This is a genomic window from Vibrio spartinae (assembly GCF_024347135.1).
GTDB lineage: Bacteria > Pseudomonadota > Gammaproteobacteria > Enterobacterales > Vibrionaceae > Vibrio > Vibrio spartinae.
The window spans coordinates 1,854,712-1,872,470 of sequence record NZ_AP024907.1 but is presented as its reverse complement, the minus strand read 5'-3'; the positions used below and the strand labels follow the sequence as shown (position 1 = coordinate 1,872,470).

At 43.9% G+C, this 17,759-nt stretch carries 17 protein-coding genes; 8 read left to right on the top strand and 9 right to left on the bottom strand.

Translation table 11 applies throughout. The features are described from left to right. Window positions 1-198: 198 nt before the first annotated feature. From citG to citC, 6 genes are read right to left on the bottom strand one after another with little or no spacing between them, the layout of a single operon-like run. On the bottom strand, window positions 199-1,164 hold the full coding sequence (gene citG / locus OCU60_RS08310) for a triphosphoribosyl-dephospho-CoA synthase CitG (RefSeq protein WP_074372429.1): 966 nt from the start codon (window positions 1,162-1,164) through the stop codon (window positions 199-201). Next, on the bottom strand, window positions 1,142-1,681 hold the full coding sequence (gene citX / locus OCU60_RS08305) for a citrate lyase holo-[acyl-carrier protein] synthase (protein WP_074372671.1): 540 nt from the start codon (window positions 1,679-1,681) through the stop codon (window positions 1,142-1,144). The genes citG and citX overlap by 23 nt, the downstream gene beginning before the upstream one ends. Next, the gene (gene citF, locus OCU60_RS08300; RefSeq protein ID WP_074372428.1) at window positions 1,678-3,204 is read right to left on the bottom strand and encodes a citrate lyase subunit alpha; all 1,527 of its coding nucleotides are present in this window, start codon (window positions 3,202-3,204) and stop codon (window positions 1,678-1,680) included. The genes citX and citF overlap by 4 nt, the downstream gene beginning before the upstream one ends. 11 nt (window positions 3,205-3,215) lie before the next feature. After that, window positions 3,216-4,091 carry a citrate (pro-3S)-lyase subunit beta gene (gene citE, locus OCU60_RS08295; RefSeq protein WP_074372427.1) on the bottom strand — a complete coding sequence of 292 codons (876 nt, stop codon included), beginning with the start codon at window positions 4,089-4,091 and terminating at the stop codon, window positions 3,216-3,218. Next, the gene (citD, locus tag OCU60_RS08290; RefSeq protein WP_074372426.1) at window positions 4,088-4,384 is read right to left on the bottom strand and encodes a citrate lyase acyl carrier protein; all 297 of its coding nucleotides are present in this window, start codon (window positions 4,382-4,384) and stop codon (window positions 4,088-4,090) included. Before citD ends, citE begins: the two co-directional genes overlap by 4 nt. Before the next feature lie 43 nt (window positions 4,385-4,427). After that, window positions 4,428-5,477 carry a [citrate (pro-3S)-lyase] ligase gene (gene citC, locus OCU60_RS08285; protein WP_074372425.1) on the bottom strand — a complete coding sequence of 350 codons (1,050 nt, stop codon included), beginning with the start codon at window positions 5,475-5,477 and terminating at the stop codon, window positions 4,428-4,430. A gap of 279 nt (window positions 5,478-5,756) precedes the next feature. Here citC and citS point away from each other — a divergent pair, with 279 nt between their 5' ends. From citS to OCU60_RS08270, 3 genes are all read left to right on the top strand, one after another. Next, window positions 5,757-7,100 carry a citrate/sodium symporter CitS gene (citS, locus tag OCU60_RS08280; RefSeq protein ID WP_074372424.1) on the top strand — a complete coding sequence of 448 codons (1,344 nt, stop codon included), beginning with the start codon at window positions 5,757-5,759 and terminating at the stop codon, window positions 7,098-7,100. Between the two features lie 279 nt (window positions 7,101-7,379). Next, on the top strand, window positions 7,380-9,026 hold the full coding sequence (locus OCU60_RS08275) for an ATP-binding protein (protein WP_083602606.1): 1,647 nt from the start codon (window positions 7,380-7,382) through the stop codon (window positions 9,024-9,026). Next, on the top strand, window positions 9,026-9,709 hold the full coding sequence (locus OCU60_RS08270) for a response regulator (RefSeq protein WP_074372423.1): 684 nt from the start codon (window positions 9,026-9,028) through the stop codon (window positions 9,707-9,709). The genes OCU60_RS08275 and OCU60_RS08270 overlap by 1 nt, the downstream gene beginning before the upstream one ends. A gap of 160 nt (window positions 9,710-9,869) precedes the next feature. Here the strand turns inward: OCU60_RS08270 and pncA are convergent, their stop codons facing one another. Beyond that, window positions 9,870-10,490: a bifunctional nicotinamidase/pyrazinamidase gene (pncA, locus tag OCU60_RS08265; protein ID WP_074372422.1), complete on the bottom strand. Its 621-nt coding sequence runs from the start codon at window positions 10,488-10,490 to the stop codon at window positions 9,870-9,872. 876 nt (window positions 10,491-11,366) lie between these two features. On the opposite strand from pncA, the gene OCU60_RS08260 reads away from it, so the two are divergent. The 3 genes from OCU60_RS08260 to OCU60_RS08250 are packed head-to-tail and all read left to right on the top strand — an operon-like array spanning window position 11,367 to window position 13,514. Next, a complete protein-coding gene (locus OCU60_RS08260; protein ID WP_095533282.1) occupies window positions 11,367-11,981 on the top strand; it encodes a GNAT family N-acetyltransferase in 615 nt (204 codons plus the stop codon). Next, window positions 11,968-12,831, top strand: a complete 864-nt coding sequence (locus OCU60_RS08255; RefSeq protein WP_083602605.1) for a lysophospholipid acyltransferase family protein — start codon at window positions 11,968-11,970, stop codon at window positions 12,829-12,831. Before OCU60_RS08260 ends, OCU60_RS08255 begins: the two co-directional genes overlap by 14 nt. Beyond that, window positions 12,828-13,514, top strand: coding sequence for an HAD family hydrolase (locus OCU60_RS08250; protein ID WP_074372420.1), 687 nt, complete (start codon window positions 12,828-12,830; stop codon window positions 13,512-13,514). Before OCU60_RS08255 ends, OCU60_RS08250 begins: the two co-directional genes overlap by 4 nt. A gap of 80 nt (window positions 13,515-13,594) precedes the next feature. Here OCU60_RS08250 and OCU60_RS08245 read toward each other — a convergent pair whose 3' ends face one another. Both OCU60_RS08245 and OCU60_RS08240 read right to left on the bottom strand, forming a co-directional pair. Next, the gene (locus tag OCU60_RS08245) at window positions 13,595-14,275 is read right to left on the bottom strand and encodes a response regulator (protein WP_074372419.1); all 681 of its coding nucleotides are present in this window, start codon (window positions 14,273-14,275) and stop codon (window positions 13,595-13,597) included. Beyond that, on the bottom strand, window positions 14,272-15,888 hold the full coding sequence (locus OCU60_RS08240; RefSeq protein WP_074372418.1) for an ATP-binding protein: 1,617 nt from the start codon (window positions 15,886-15,888) through the stop codon (window positions 14,272-14,274). Before OCU60_RS08240 ends, OCU60_RS08245 begins: the two co-directional genes overlap by 4 nt. A 287-nt stretch (window positions 15,889-16,175) precedes the next feature. Here OCU60_RS08240 and OCU60_RS08235 point away from each other — a divergent pair, with 287 nt between their 5' ends. Together OCU60_RS08235 and OCU60_RS08230 are read left to right on the top strand one after the other, a co-directional pair. After that, entirely contained in the window at window positions 16,176-17,147 is a 972-nt protein-coding gene (locus OCU60_RS08235; RefSeq protein ID WP_074372417.1) for a tripartite tricarboxylate transporter substrate binding protein, read from the top strand. 114 nt (window positions 17,148-17,261) lie between these two features. Next, complete coding sequence (locus OCU60_RS08230; RefSeq protein ID WP_074372416.1) at window positions 17,262-17,759, top strand: tripartite tricarboxylate transporter TctB family protein; 498 nt, start codon at window positions 17,262-17,264, stop codon at window positions 17,757-17,759.

The window sequence follows — 17,759 nt, the reverse complement described above, 5'->3', positions numbered from 1 at the left end:
TGAGCAATGCTCAGTCAGAAACGCCATACAAAATACGTTTCATTACTTCCCGGATAAAACGGTGTATTTCACAACGAGTTGTTGATAATGCACCAATAAAAAAACTTCGGTAGCGACAGTCATCTACCGAAGTAAAAAGTACCACCAAATTGTTTTGAAGCCGCTTTCGACCCAATTAATGACGAAAACGTCATATCCTTAATCGATTGGGGAAAATAGTTTCTCCAATTCTGCCATCAGCCAAGTCACAGCCAGTAAATCCGCGCTGCCCCCCGGACTAAGATGTCGTTCGATCAAACAACGGTCAAACTGATTTAATGCCATTTCGATATCAGGATGAGCAATTCCCCCTGACGCCAGTAGGCTAGACGCATATTGCTGAACATACAGCAATCCGGTCATTCCCCCACGGGAAAGTAAATTCGTATCCTGATTGTGAGCCATCAAAACCAGCAGTGTCTGCCATAGCGCTTGCTCTGTCGAGACCCCTTGCGCGATAGCCGACTGATAGGCAGGCAACGCATGTACCATGACCGTCTCAAAACCCGATGCTGCTTCTCCTCTTGCACCGGTCACGCCATATTGTTGATAGAGTTTTTCACCTTGTGTCACCGGTGCCCGACGTTCTATTTCCTGAAGTTCATCCCAAACGAGATGTTGACAACACTGACTCACAGCATCACTGATAGCGCACGCACTCATATTCCGTTGATTGGCTTGCAGCCAGCCAACGACGCCACAAATGATCCCCATGGAAAAGATCATCCCTTTATGGGTATTGACACCCGAAGTTGCTTGAAACATAGCAACTTCAGCATCAATCCCAATCGGCCGTAATTCCGCTAAAAGAGACGAGAGCGGTTGGTGGTGATGCAACCAGCCCGCTCGAACAAAACCAATCATGTATGGTGCAAGCACTTCAGCACTGTGAACAAACAACGCCAGATCCATATCATGGTGGGCGCCTTGATTCACAGTATCAACCAGCCCCGGTTTCGGTGTTAAATGAACCTCTAGCATCATGGCATGATAAGCCAGATGACCGACAAATTGATCGAAAGGAACCTGATCTTTAGTGTGACAAGGTAACACATCGATATTTTCAGCATCTGCTGGACTCAGACTCGGGTCAAACAGCAAGTTAATGACAGCACTCATCTGCATGAGCCATTTCCTCTATCTTCGTCAAAAGCTCCTGAAGCGGATGCCGACGGGAGCGAGCACAGATGACCGCATCTTCCTGACAGATTAAGCATTTCCTTCGCCCGATTTGATAAGCTTTACGACTAATGCTTTTACCTTGCTTATCAATCACATCTAAGTCCATCAATCGCCCGACCGGATGCGTCTTTTCAATGTGCATCATCTGCTTTTTGAGTATCGATGCACTCACCCCTTGCACTGCAAATATGCCCTCTGGTCCCGTTTTCTCATGATGAATTTGCTGTGCGATGAGTGTCCAGCCCTGCTCATGACAAGTCGCTTCCAGTGCCGCTAATCCCTGAGCAAAAATTTGTTCACTGATTGGATTCAGTTTGACGGGGCCCGGCATATTGATGCTAAACGAAACCAAAGGGACCCCGTAAGTTCTCAACCATGATAATTGCGTTTTTGCTCGGTGTTCTTTACACGCAAGTAGCTCGCACAAATGAACGGGTGTTTCTTCTATTATCGGTGTCATTGAGCAACCTCTTTAATCACATCAATGACAGAACCATCCCGATACCGCACAAAGGCAATCGTTCTGTCAGTAAATTGAATGGGTTCGGGCTTACCCGTAATTAATTCAGCTCGAGCCTGCAATGCATCGATAGAATAAACCGGGATTGAAAGCGCATTGAGTCGTTCGATCAGGTCTTCACGTCTCGGATTCACAGCAATACCATGATCAGTGACCAACACGTCAACCGATGCTCCCGGTGTCACGACATTTGTGACTCGCTCAACAACCGTCGGAATTCGTCCCCGGACCAATGGTGCAACAACAACCGTTAAATTCGCTGCGGCGGCAGTATCACAATGACCACCAGAGGCACCACGGATCACCCCATCGGAGCCGGTAATCACATTGACATTAAATTGCATATCAATTTCTAAAGCGCTGAGAATCACGACATCAAGTCGATCAACCACGGCCCCTTTTGAGGAAGGGTTGGCGTATTCATTGGCTGAAATTTCATGATGGTTCGGGTTACGGGATAAAGACTCAGCGGCGACCAAATCAAAACACTGGACATCCAGTAATGTTTCAATCAAACCTTGCTCATGTAAATCAACCATCGTGGCTGTAATTCCACCAAGACCGAAAGATGCCACAATATTTTGCTTGATCATCTTATCTTTCAGGAAACGCGTCACCGCAAGAGATGCACCACCGGAGCCCGTCTGCAAGGAGAACCCAGACTTAAAATAACCAGAGTGTTCGATAACCTCAGCCGCATGTTTCGCAATCAGTAACTCACGCGGATTGGAGGTCATTCGCGTTGCATCACCCCCGATTTTATCTGGGTCACCGACTTCTGCAACCTGTATAACGGCATCAACGCAGTCCTGACGAATTGAGGCAGGTGAGTTCGGATAATCAACCATTGATTCCGTCAGGATAATCACTCGATCCGCATATTGTGCATCTATCTGTGCATAACCTAGAGAACCGCAACGGGACTTGCCTTGCACACCATTTGCATTCCCAAACTCATCACTACAAGGAACCCCAATAAATGCGAAATCGATATGAACTTCACCACTTTGGACTAAGTGAACCCGTCCGCCATGCGAATGAATATGAACTGGTTCTTTCAGCAATCCTCGGGAGATCTCTTCAGCAAGCTCACCCCGTACCCCGGAGGTATAAATTTTACGCACAACACCATTGCGGATATGTTCAATTAATGGTGCATGAATCGACGTCAAAGAGCTGGAAGCTAAAGTTAAGTCTTTGAACCCCATTTTGGCAATCACTTCCATGACAGCATTGATGGTCTTATCACCACCACGAAATGCATGATGGAAAGAAATCGTCATACCATCAGCCAAACCTAACTCTTTAATCGCCTGTTCAAGTGAACTTTTGAGTTTTCTTCCCTTTTTAAATCGTTCTTCAACCAGATGCGGTGTGATTGCATTGGCTCTTGTATAAGGCGTTAATGAATGGATTTCCAGTTCATCAAGCGAAATTGGATTATTTAACGTACTGACACTCATAACACTGCCTTCTATTGTTTGATACCAGATTCAGCACGTTGCAATGTCCAGCGTGCACGTTCAATGATTGGGCTATCGACCATTTTGCCGTTGAGAGACACAACCCCTAACCCTTGTTGCTCTGCTTCTTCAGCCGCTTCAATGACGGCATAAGCATAATCGACCTCTTTCTGGGTCGGTGCATAGACATTGTGAAGTAGATCGATTTGGCGTGGGTTAATCAGTGACTTACCATCAAATCCAAGCTGTTTGATGTGTTCTGCCTCGTGAAGGAATCCGGCCTCATTGTTCGCATCCGAATAGACAGTATCAAATGCCATAATCCCCGCAGCTCGTGCAGCCTGAAGAATACTACATCGGGCAAACAGGAGTTCCGTCCCTTCTGGTGAGCGGTTTGTGCGCAAATCACGAACATAATCTTCCGCTCCCAGCGCGATCCCGATCAGTCGAGGGGAACTATGCGCGATCTCGACAGCATTGTTGATCCCTTGGGCACTTTCAACCGCGGCCAACAATTGAGTACTACCGACAGCACGGCCGCAGGCTTTTTCAATTTCTTCAATTTGGTTCGCCATCAACGTCACATCATGCGCAGTATCGGTTTTCGGAAGACGGACGACATTCGCACCACCTCTGACCACGGCATTTAAATCATTGATACCAAATTTAGAGTCAATCGGATTCACCCGGACAACGGTTTCTATATCCTGATATAACGGATGTTGTAATGCACGATACACCAACATGCGCGCAGTATCTTTTTCCCGTAATGAAACCGAATCTTCAAGATCGAACATAATCGCATCGGGCTTGTAGATAAACGTATTACTCAACATTGCGGCATTCGCACCCGGCACAAATAACATACTTCTGCGTAATCGACTCATGACAATAGGCTCCAATCAATCTGTTCGACACCACAAGCACGCATCACTGCAGCCTGTACCCGAGCCTGAATCACACAATCCAAAGCCCCTTTATCTTCAATCGTTAAAATGGCATTGGTCACTTTCAGTTGCTGTAACGCATCGAGCACAACGTGTCTGATAATTTCACCAAATTGTTGCTGAACTGTACTATCGAGATGAATAATGATACCTCCGTCATTATTGGGAGAGATTCGAACCTGAAGATCACTGGACTCCAGAGTTCCTGCAAACGCTGGTTGTTTAATTTCCATGGGATTGGGCCTTTCTGATTTTGATTTTTATATAGGATGGCGTTCAGGCCGCAACTGATTTTAGTCGATTGCACAGAACATCATCGCTCAATAAGATTTGGTAGGTCGTTGTCGGTACCAGTTTCGCAACCTGCTCATAGTGTTGCTGAGATAATAACCGTCGGACTCTGGACGCTGAAACGGGCTCACCACCAATGGCCTTTCTTGGTACTTCTATAATGTCAATGCGATTTGGTCGAGAAACTGCTGAGGCCAGCCAGTAATGCATCGACTCGTTATAATGATTGGTGACCGGACACAGTGGTTCAGTGCCCACATATCGGTGGGTGATCCCTAAAGCGGGAACGATGCCGTCACGGAACAGTTGTAAATCCAGTGCAGCATGACAGTAATTGATTTTCTTCTGATCTTTGATGAAATAAGTCGGGAATGTGGCTCTGGAGATCATATAATCCGACCCCGGATGGACGGTTACATTTTTCAGATGTTGTGTGCCGGCCCGAATCATGCTCAGTCGTTCAAGATAAGAAAAATCCTTACCTTCTTCGCGAACCACAAACAGATGGACCCAATCACACTCGGCACAGGCTTTTTCAACTAAATATTGATGCCCCAGAGTGAATGGATTCGCATTCATAATCATGCCACCGATACGGTCACCTGCAACTTTCATCAGTTTGAGTTGCTGGCAATATGATTGAAAACGATTGGGGCTATTTTCCATGAGAACCATGGCATCATCGACTTGTGCAAGCGGGAAAAAACCAGACTGGCGAAATAAGTTAAAGTTTTGAGGTTTGGTAAATAAAAATAAATTGTAGCGTCCTAACTCATAAGCGAAGTTGGTCAATTCAGTCATGAGTGTCAGTGATAACCCACTGCCCCGATGTGTCTTATCAATCGCAACCGACTTTAAAACTTTCCCGGCAATGGCACCACATGCCAGTATCGGTCCAGAGACATGCTTGCCGACAACGAAATATTCTACATCATCATCAATATCCAACCCGTTACGCGTCAAAAAGGTTTGAATTTTACCCATTTTATAGCGATTCGTAATTGGGACTCGAGAAAAAAACACCTCGTCTAACATGCCGTACTGCCTCTATAAATCAATTTGTCACGACATAGTTTGCGGTGTTTGTATTCATAAAATGATGATATGAATCACTTTATATGCGAGCTTAAAAACTCTTTATGAATTTAATGAATTAAATCATCTATCCCATTGTTTTTAGATTATAAAATTCAATAAAAATCATTAACGCCATTGACGTTTTTAACGTCACTTCATTCAATGAACTTTTTCACAATTATGGATCAATTTTTTATCTAAATTGTTAAATTGAACATCAACCTACGGAAATTGATTATGAATGAAAAAACGTTACGAATAACAAGTGACGCTCAGGGATCTCACTCATTGCTGTCACAAATAAAAATATTCGGCATACCATTCCATCTTTTTGCCCTACTCTTTCTTGTAGTTCTGACTGCACATATTACAGATACGCTGCCTAACAATATTGTTGGTGGCTTCAGCTTTATGTTTGTCGTCGGGGCAATATTTGGTGAATTCGGTAAGCGTCTACCGATATTCAATAAATATATAGGTGGCGCGCCAGTGATGATTTTTCTTGTCGCAGCTTGGTTCGTCCATACCGGATTGTTGACCCAAAGAGAAATTACCGCGGTCACCGATGTCATGAAAAAAACGGACTTCCTTGACTTATTTATCGCGGTATTGATTACCGGTTCGATTCTGGCAGTCAATCGAAAACTTCTGCTGCGTTCATTAGTTGGCTATATTCCAACAATTCTCGCAGCAGTGGCCGGGGCATCGATTCTTGGTATCTTAGGGGGCATGATTTTCGGCATTCCGGTGGACCGGATTATGATGCTGTATGTACTCCCAATTATGGGCGGTGGTAATGGCGCAGGCGCGATTCCGCTGTCTGAAATTTACGAGTCCGTCACAGGCGGTTCAAAAGAGCAGTACTACTCAGTTGCGATTGCAATTCTTACGATTGCCAATATCGTTGCAATTGTTGCTGCAGCCATTCTAAATGGTTTAGGCGATAAAATCCCTTCACTAACCGGTAACGGAGAACTGATACGTAAATCAAATTTCAATGTGAGCGAAGAAACCAAGACATTGACGATTACACCTCGTGAAATAGCTATTGGTCTGATGCTTGCTGCCTGTGTTTATACATTCTCAGCCTCACTTTCCAAGCATATTCTCCCTGGATTTGGTGATATCAAAATTCATACATTCGCTTACATGGTCATTATTGTGGCAATCATCAACGGTGCAGGTCTTTGCTCGGATGAAATCAAAGAAGGTGCAAAACGTCTTTCTTCCTTCTTTTCTAAACAGTTGCTTTGGGTCTTGATGGTCGGTGTCGGTATTGCTTACACCGATCTGGGTGCAGTGATGAATGCACTGACGCTCACCAATGTCATTATTGCGACACTCATTGTAACGGGCGCAATTTTTGGCTCTGCACTCGGTGGTTGGATGATGGGCTTTTATCCGGTTGAATCTTCAATCACGGCGGGTCTGTGTATGGCAAACCGTGGGGGATCAGGTGACCTTGAAGTGCTGGCCGCCTCTAACCGAATGAACTTACTCTCTTATGCCCAAATCTCTTCGCGTCTTGGTGGTGGTATTGTTCTCATCATCGCCAGTGTCGTATTCGGGATATTTATGTAATTCGCCTTTCCTTAGAGCGCGTCATCCGACGCGCTCTAACCAGACCGCCTGCTCATCTTAAATCACTCATGAATATAACAACAATCATCACATAATAATCACCAGCCGACTGACAAACTGCATTGTATTGATATCTCACAATTGTGATGCAGAACGCACGGCTATAAGAAACACAAGATATTCAACGTCTAAAAATGGATATTGAACCACTCACGTCAATTCTATTCATCCATAGAATCGATATAATCACGAATAACAATTAGCCTTAATATACCCGTTATGCTCAAACCGATTTTTCAAGCCGCTCATACACATATATGTCAGAAGCTATCATTCCAGCTCAGGGTTGCCCTTCTGCTTATCTTTGTTATTTCGATTCAATTAATATTGGTTACTGTCTTTTTTCATCTCACACTCACTAAAAGTCTCGAACATCAGTTTAGAACCAAAGCTGTCATCCAAGCCCGAGAGATTGCACATAATAAGGTATTGATTCACAACATCGAGCAACACAATATTGAAGCGATTCAGCACACCGTCCATGAGCTACAAGCGATCTCGGATGCAGACTTCATTGTTGTCGGCAACAAAAAAGGGATTCGGCTGGCACACCCTGACTCAAATAAAGTCGGTTTTCCAATGCAAGGGGGGGATAACGTTCGTGCGTTAAAATACGGGGAATATTATTCGTCTTTAAGAAAAGGGAGTTTAGGCTTTGCGATCCGCGGGAAATCCGCCATTATTAATCAACACAATGAGATTATCGGTGTCATCTCCGTTGGTTACTTGATGAATAGCATCAGTGATTGGATGGCATTATATTCCTATCCGCTTTTTTATGCCTTATTTGCCCTGCTGATTTTATCCATGCTCGGTGCTTGGTTATTTACCAAACATATCAAACGACAAATGTTCGAAATGGAACCAGAAGAAATTGCGCTCTCTCTGCGCTTACAGAGTTCAATCTTACAAAGTGTTTATGAAGGCATTATCGCTGTCAGTACTCAAGGCGAAATTTTATCGGTCAATAGCCGCGCACTCAAAACATTGGGCATCGCACATCCGCCCAAGTATTTACTTGGCAGATCCATTACTGAATTCGTCACGCCCGCTTCATTTTTTATGGGTAGCGACCCACATGGTCAAGTTGACATCAATGACCAACAAGATGAGCTGATCACCTGCAACGGTGAAACATTGGTTGCCAACCGAATCAACATTTGGGATCACGAAAAACATATTGGCTGGGTTGTGAGTTTCCGGAAACGCGATGACATCAATACCCTGACATCACAAATTTCACAAATTCGCCAGCATACGGAAAACCTTCGTGTGCTCAGTCATGAATATACCAATCGGTTATCCACTATCGGAGGATTAGTACAAATTGGCGCTTATGATGAGGCCATTCAAGCCATTCAGAAAGAAACCCAAAATCAACAACAACTGATCGATTATATTACCCAAACTTTCTGCTCGCGTATTATTGCCGGACTCCTTCTGGGAAAATATAGCCGCGCAAAAGAACTCGGCCTACAATTGGATTTTGATCCACTCTGTCAGATGAAAAAACAACCACAATGTATGTCATCCGACGAACTGGCCGCAATTTTGGGGAATCTACTTGACAATGCCTTTGAAGCTACTTTAAAAAGCGATAGCAGTAATAAAACAATTACACTGCTTTTAACCGATGCCTCAGATGAACTCGTCATTGAGGTAGCGGACAATGGTACTGGTATCCCCGAAGCAATTTCTGATTCACTTTTTACCAAGGGCGTCAGTAGCAAGGAACAGCCGGGACATGGTATCGGTTTATATCTCGTCCATCGTCTGGTCACTCAGGCCAATGGCACGATATTGATTGACCATGCTGAACCCAAAGGTACCATTTTTTCTATTTTCATCCCTAACGTGAGTACATAATAATGGATGTATTTGATGTATTGATTGTTGAAGATGAAGTCAGTATCTCTGATTTTCACACTTACTACCTGAATCAAATGCCTAGGTTTCGTCCGGTTGGTGTTGCCCGCTCTCTGGCTGAAGCGCGTAGCATGCTCCGTTTTTTAAAACCACAATTAATTATATTAGATAACTTTCTTCCCGATGGATGTGGTCTGGATTTACTGAAGGAGATGATTTCAGGCGGAAGCATGCCGGACGTCATTTTTGTCACCGCAGCCTCAGATATGGAAACCGTCCGTGAGGCAGTTCGCTGCGGTGTTTTTGACTACCTGCTCAAACCGATTGCCTATGACCGACTACAGGATTCACTTGAACGCTATTTAAAGTATAACAATTCACTGAAAGCCGCAGATAACTTCAATCAAAGGCATGTCGATGAATTACTCAACTTTCAATCAAAAGCACAATACCATCAAGATAATCTCCCCAAAGGGATTGATGAACTGACACTGGATAAGATCAAGGTCATTTATCAAGAAGAAGATGTGACACACACTGCTGAGTCACTGGGTAAGTTGGTTGGTATCAGTAAAACAACCGCTCGCCGATATCTGGAATATTGCACCTCCACCAGCTTCCTTGAAGCGATTATCCAACATGGTCGAGTTGGCAGGCCCGAAAGACTATACCGTCGGAAGTAAAACCATGGATGGGTCAGTCTGGTTACTGGCTCTTTTCATACCGATGCGCTGACGTGTTGCCTCCTGACCTTTCATCATCGGTTTTGCTGAGCAGCAGCATTGATAAATGCGGTTTTATATACAATCATTTATCTATATATCATCATTTATCTATATATCATCATTCGTTCAGCACATCTCTTGACTGTATAATCTGACAGCCCGCTTGCGCCATTTTCGCCAGCGCTTTCTCTTCGTCATCAGGAGCTAGGTTCACAGCACGACAGGCATCCTGAACAACATAAGTTTGAAAGCCAAGTTCAACGGCATCAAGTGCTGTAAATAGCACACAGTAGTCTGTCGCAAGTCCGACAATATACAATTCATCTGAATTGATTTTTTTCAAATAATCCAAAAGTCCGGTTGATTGCTGTTTTCCATTGTCAAAGAATCCACTATAACTATCAATCTCAGGATTGCTGCCTTTATAGACAATATATTCAATATTGTTCTGTGCTAATCCGGGAATGAATTCGGATCCCCAAGATGATTGAATACAGTGATCGGGCCATAGAAGCTGTTGAATGCCATTCAGTTCAATCATCTCACCGGGAGACATATGATGTACGGACGCGAAGCTACCGTGGCCAGCAGGATGCCAGTCTTGCGTCGCAACAACATGCTCAAAACAAGACATTAACCGATTGATCACTGTAACCACACAATCGCCATCAGGCACAGGTAAGGCGCCAGATGGTGAGAAATCATTTTGAACATCGACGATCACTAACGTTTGGGTCATATCTTCCTCCTGGATATCATCATCACTGCAAAGTTGTCACACTAGAAATCACAATGTGTCATAAGATGTTTCGTTGCGGTTACGAATACCATAACAACCTTTTTAAAGTATATTATACTGATAAATAACAACTTACTATTGGTGTTTGATTAACTGTGTCAATCATATTGATAAAATCGATATCTATAAATGGAAAATCGTAGAAAAGCACGATGTCCACATTTTTTCCTAATTTAAAACTATTAAGCATCATATATGTCCAATTGATTCACATGAAAGCGCTAACATTCTTATATAACTCTGCTCTACAGTGTGAGTCTCACAAAAGAAAAATTAAGAAAAATTTCTCATATTAGAGACTAAAGAGTATATTTTTTATTTTTTTAGATGATTTTATTTTATTTTATATTTTATCCACTGTGCCTTTCTCCTCCTAGCGATTTGCTAGCCGTATCAAGATCACGACTCCCTCTTTTGATAATTATGACGATAAGCAACTATTTACATTAAAACAAAGAGCAAATAACTTAAATTTATATTGATAATTAAAAAGAGGAATATTTTAACGAAGTACTATTCACTCAATAAAATTTTCCGTCACTTTTACGCTTCTCATGTAGCACTTAGTCACTGGTTGGATGAGTTGATGTTTATATATCAATAATAATTGATGTAATAAGTATGTTTGAAAACATACTAAGATGAAGAGAGTTCAGCTCCTCACCCAGTGTTCATAGCTTTTCCATCTGTTCTCAGTTATATGAACCCACAGAAGGACGGAAAACACAACGTATTAGAACGAGATGTAGAAACATCACATTGAACAATGTGGCGATAATAAACAATTGAACAACTGAAGTTTGGCGGTAGGTAAATATGATGAATAACGTAATATGTAGCAAATACGGCATCACGCTGCGTAAGTGGAATGATGATGATATTCAGGGATATGCGACATTGGCTTCCGATGAAGAAAATATGAAGTTTATTTCTTCTGGGCAGGTAAGAACAATCGATATTATCAACGATGAAGTTGAACGATTTAGACAGAATCAAGAACAAAAAGGATGGGCTCGCTGGGTTGTTTCTCAAGGAGCCAATGCCCCTTTCATGGGATACGCTGGATTTGAAGAGAAACAATTTGGTATTAACTTCGGAATGCGTTATTTACCAAAATACTGGGGAACGCCCTGGACATATTTAGCAGGGCATACAGCATTATGCTGGGCCTTTGATGTACTGGGATTCACGTCCGTTTATACACTCACGAACATTAAACACACCCGTGCCATTCAGATGAATCTGAAATACCTCAACCTTGACCGTGAACAGTGCCGAATTATTTCCACCCCATTCGGTGATCACCTCAAGATTGACTATGACCGAGATAACTTCTTCAAGGTCAGAGACAAAAACGAAAGTACTGCTCAAAAACTTTATCAGTACATTCAGAAACAAGAAACACGGGAAACAGTACATGCAAAATATTGAGCAATCCACGTTATGTCGGGATGTCCCTATCTCGACATTATGTGATGTGAAACTATGGAACCACTTTTCAGTGTTGACAGTGCTATATATACCATTTGGATTGTTATTACTGCTGTTCCGTCTGTTGCTGATTGGCGCTTACGGACTGGTGTTTCCGATATTTCCTCGTGCGAAAAGAAAGTCTGTATACCGGGGCTTCATCCGCCTGTTAGGCATACGAGTTCGTTGTAATATGACACCGGAAGCGGTGGGGCATCATACTGCAGGATGCGTTGTTGCATCCCCCCACGTCAGTATTTTTGATCATATTCCCGGACTGGCAATGCCGCACGCGACACTGATGATTGATAAAGCGGATAGTCCTCTCGGTAAATTTGTCGGCTACATCTTATTTAAAGGCTCGAATTCCAGTTATTGGCTCGTCAGAAATCAACGGCAGTTAGTGCAGTGTTTCAGGGAATGGCATAAAGACCCGGAAAAACACGCGCTATACATTACGCCAGAAGCCACGCTCAATAACGGGCAAGCGCTATTCCGGTTTCGTCCTGAGTTTATGATCCGAGGACAACCCGTCGTCCCGATCGCTTTAAAAGTCAAGCTTCCTTTCGGATTGTCTCCCAGTCCAATGATGTCTCCGGGGTATATCCGCTTCATGACCATTCTCATGATGCCCTATATCCATTTCGAAGTGGCCTATTTGGATAAGCTTCATTACTACTCTCGGGAGCAGACACCGCAAGCATTTGCCGACTCCGTTCAACAGGATATCGCCGATTATCTGAAGATACCGGCAACCCACTGGACCAGAGATGATAAATATAGTTACAGAGAGCAGTTAAAGCAGTTATGAACGTCATCTTTGATTTTGATAATACGATACTTCCGGAAGAGAGTACGGTAGAAGTCTTGAAAATTGCATTGAGTCATAAAAAAGGTGGTGATGAAACAATGCGGTATCTGGCAGAAATCGCACCGCGGGCATTTGCCGGACGTGCAACTTGGCAAGAGAAACTGCTCATGCTCAGAACTGCGATGTTTGTCACCAAGCAAACAATCGATCAGTATGTTGCAAGCCGAGTGGATGCTTTGGATCCCGTATTAAAAGATACATTCCGTTCGTTAACCGACAAAGGTATCAAGCTCCATGTGATTTCTGGCGGTTATACGGAATGGATCGCCCCGTTATTAGATGCATGGGGCATTCAATATGATCAACTCACTGCGAATCGTTTTATCTGGCTGGGAAATAGAGTGCTCAGTATACGACCTTCCCCACTCCTTTCCTCAAAGGGGAAAGTCCAGGTCATTGAACAATGGAAAAGTCAGAATAAAACCACGGGTAAGTTTATCATTGTTGGTGACGGCTCAGCTGATCAGGATACATTACGCTATCGTGCCAGTGATGCCTTTGTTTCAGCGGAATATTATCAAAATAATCAGCTCCCTTCGATGGAACAGATGAGACGGGCTTCAACGCCGGCAGAGGTGGGAGAGCATATTGACCATTTCTTAACGCAGCTCTGCCTTGGTTAAAAAATCTGTAGTTCATCTTGTAAATATATGCAGTGGGTCAACGGCTCACTGCATATGACTATCTTTTTATCTCTTCTCTTTTATCTCTTACGCTGATAACACCGTTCAGGACGGCCTACAGTCCCATAATTGACATCAGAGAGCAGTTCTCCGGTACCATTCAGATACTCCAGATAGCGTCTGGCAGTGGTTCGGCTTGCTCCGATCTGTTCTCCGGCCTCATCCGCGGTCAGCGAGACATTGTCTTGAAAGAGCTTGCGGATTTTATCCAAAGTTACGGCATCAATGCCTTTCGGGAGTTTTTCGACACATGTCGTTGCTGCCCTGACTGAATTAGAAAGCATTTTATCGACTAACCCCTGATCAAGCCCTCCCGCTTCGGTCAACTGTTGCCGCAGTTGCTGATATTTTTGCATTGCGGATTCAAGTCGGGAAAACACGACAGGTTTCAGTAAATAATCAACCACACCATAACGCATAGCCTGTTGTAATGTGCCGACATCTCTAGCTGCCGTAATCAAAATCACATCACACTGATCCTGATTGTTTCTCGACTGCTGCAAAATATCCAATCCAGTTCCATCCGGTAAATAAACATCTAAAAGAACCAAATCCGGTGTAAGAAGTGACAATTGCATCTCAGCCTCGACTTTATTGGTTGCAATGCCGACAACCTCGAAGCCACCGATTTGTTCCAAATAACGCTGATGAAGCTGAGCAATCACCAGATCATCTTCAATAATCATGACTCTGGTATTCATATCAATGGTTCCTTGGGCAAATAAACCGTCATTCTTGTACCATTTCCTTTTTTATCGAACATTTCCAACTGTCCGTGATATCTGTCCGTCAACTGCTGCACCAGAAACAATCCGACGCCTCGCCCCTGAGCGCTTTTACTGGATACCCCTCTCTCTGTCAGCATATCAACCCTGACGCCTTCCGGTAGGCCACATCCTTGGTCATCCACTTCCAGAATAATCTCATTGCCATAGTCACTGATCGATACATCAATGATACGCCGTTCATAAGCAATATGTTTACTTTGCCGCACCGATGTCAATACCGCTTCAAAGGCATTATCAATTAAATTCCCCAATATTGTCACAACATCTTCGGCATGGAGATGATCAGGTAATATATCCAGCGTCGTTCCCTCTTCAACCCGCAGCTCCAGCGACAATTCCCGCGCCCGTTCACTTTTACCCAGCAACATTCCCGCAATCAACGGATCTTTGATCGCCCCCCGCAAAAATTCGATCAAGGTCTGATAATGTTCGGTCTCCTGACCAATAAGTTGTTGAACTGATTCCAGCTCTCCCATTTGAACTAATCCACTGATTGTATTGAGTTTATTCCGATGTTCATGCGTCTGCGAACGCAACAGTTCCGCATAAGCTTTTGTCTGGGAAAGCTGCTCGGTTAAATCATTAATTTCATCACGCAATCGAAAGCTGGCAACCGCACCAACGACCCGCCCATCGACAACAATCGGGCTCCGGTTGGCGATCAACCATTGGTGATTGAGATATAATTCAATATCACTATCGATTTCCCCGGTTTCCAATAGAGTATAGAGATTACTGTCGTGCAACGAATCCGTTAACAAATGGTTCAGTGCTGTGTCTTTATCAATCCCCAGAATGTCGCAGGCACTTCGGTTGATAGAGCGAAGATAACCCTTTTCATCGATACTCAGAATGCCTTCCTTTAACGTGCTCATCGTGACATCGAGTTCTCCGTAGAGACGACCAATCTCTTCAGGCTCGAAGCCGAGAATTGCTTTTTGAAAACGTCGGGAGATATATCCAGAAATGAGTCCATTCACCACCACCACCAAGACCACAATAATCAACAGATAGTGCAAATAGGGTTGAACCCTATCTTGTAATCGCTCAATCAGATAGCCGACCGACACGACACCAATGATATGGCCAGATGCATCAATCACCGCGGACTTTCCCCGGACTGAACGGCCTAAAGAACCACGGGCAAACGAGATATAAGACTGCCCTGCTCGCAATGCCTTCTGGTTATCTCCGCCAACCATCGGCAGACCAATTCGCTGCTCTAGCGGGTGAACCAGCCGAATCCCCTGATGATTCCCAATGACAATAAATGCTGCGCCGATCATATAAGTCAGATCACGGTAATACTGTTGCTGACTGGTATCTTCCTGACGAATCATCTCAATCACCGCTGGGGATTCAGACAAAAACGTGGCAACACGCAATGCCTTCTGCCCCATATCTTCTTCTTGCTGATGGCGAATATAAGAAAAACCGGCCAATGCCAGAATCAGCAACTCAACGAGCCCTGAAAACGTCATGATGATCAACATCCGTTTACGGAAACTAATCTCATTCCATGTCATATGCACCTCCAGAAACGAAGCTGTACATTAACATTTATCTAACATTGTTAAGAGTTACATAACGAATAACTGTGATTGATTCAACGCATTACATTCTGTGACCAATATGAACAAAATATGACTAATGCTCATTATTCACTTTTATCACCACAAACAGGACAAATAATTAACATTTGTATAACTTTTACCATGTCATCGCGGATGAAGTGATCCCATAAGGACAACAATAAAACAAACCAAGCATAAAACCGATAAAGCATTAATTGCACACTGCAAAAGGAACGTGAATTATGAAGCAACTGAAAACCCGCCTGATCATATCCATGCTCGCAGCTGGCTTTTCCATCAGTACACTGGCTGCGGATATTGAGGATATCCACTTTCTGATTCCCGGTGGTGCCGGTGGTGGCTGGGACATGACGGCACGGGGAACAGGTGATGTGTTATTTAAATCCAAGCTGATTGATCACGTTTCTTTTCAAAATATGTCCGGTGGCGGTGGCGGCAAAGCCATTGCTCATCTGATTGAAACCGCAGACCGGCAGCAAGATACTCTGATGGTCAACTCAAGTCCGATTGTTGTCCGCTCCCTTTCCGGGGTTTTCCCTCAGTCATTTCGAGACATGACCCCTGTCGCATCAATTGTTTCTGATTACAGTGCCATTGTCGTGCGTGCCGATTCAAAATATAAAACCTGGAAAGATATTGTTGCCGATTTCCAAGACAACCCGCGGAAAATCAAGATTGCAGGTGGTTCAGCCCGGGGAAGCACGGATCATCTGGTCGTTGCTGAAGCATTCAAAGGGGAAAAATTGAATCCGAGAGCAGTTCGTTACATCGCATATGATGGCGGGGGTAAAGCAATGGCGGCCCTGCTATCCGGAGAAACACAGCTCCTTTCAACCGGTTTAGGTGAAGTGCTTGAAATGTCAAAAGCAGGACAAATCAGAATTGTGGCCGTCACCGCACCGGAACGTCTCTCTTCTGCACCGGATATTCCGACATTAACAGAGAATGGCAATCCAACTGTGTTTGCCAACTGGCGCGGCTTTTTTGCAGCGCCGGGAGTGAGCAAAGAAAAAGTAGCTGAATGGGACAAAGTTCTAGAAAAAATGTACCAAACACCGGAATGGAAAACGCTTCGGGATCGCAACGGCTGGGTCGATAACTATAAACCAGCACCAGAATTCAATGCTTTTCTTGAAGCACAGGAAAAACAGATGAGAACCCTGATGCGTGAATTAGGCTTTATTCAATAATTCCCTAAATAAGAACACAAACTGTCATATACAGGTTTGCTGAATCCTTTGTTGAGGTTCCCCCGTCCAGGCTACCTGTATATGACGCCCCTCACCCCCAATGGAGTCGGATAGATGTCTACTAAAAGAAATCCAATGCTCTCAAGTCAATATTTGTTATGTCGAGACAGAGTCGGTGCATTGATCTTTCTCGCACTTTGTCTGGTTTATGGTTATCAAACATTCAATATTCCCCTGTTTCCCGGTGACGAATACGAACCCTTTACCGCCAGAACCTTACCGATACTACTCACTTATATTGGCACCATTCTTTCTGTGGCACTGCTCGTTACCGGACAACCCGATAAAAAAAGTGGTGCGGTCCTCCAATTCAACTGGAAATTACTAATCAGCTTTTTAGTTTTAATGACGCTCTATGGCATTGGACTGACCTATGTCGGCTTTGTCATCGCCACAACACTCTTTCTGGCTATCGGGTTTTATCTCTTAGGCGAACGACGTAAAAAAGTCCTGTTCGGGGCGTCATTTCCCTTTGTCTTAAGCTTTTATCTATTGCTGACCCAAGGTCTGGATATTTATCTGGAGCCCGGTGTCATTTTCACCATCTGGTAA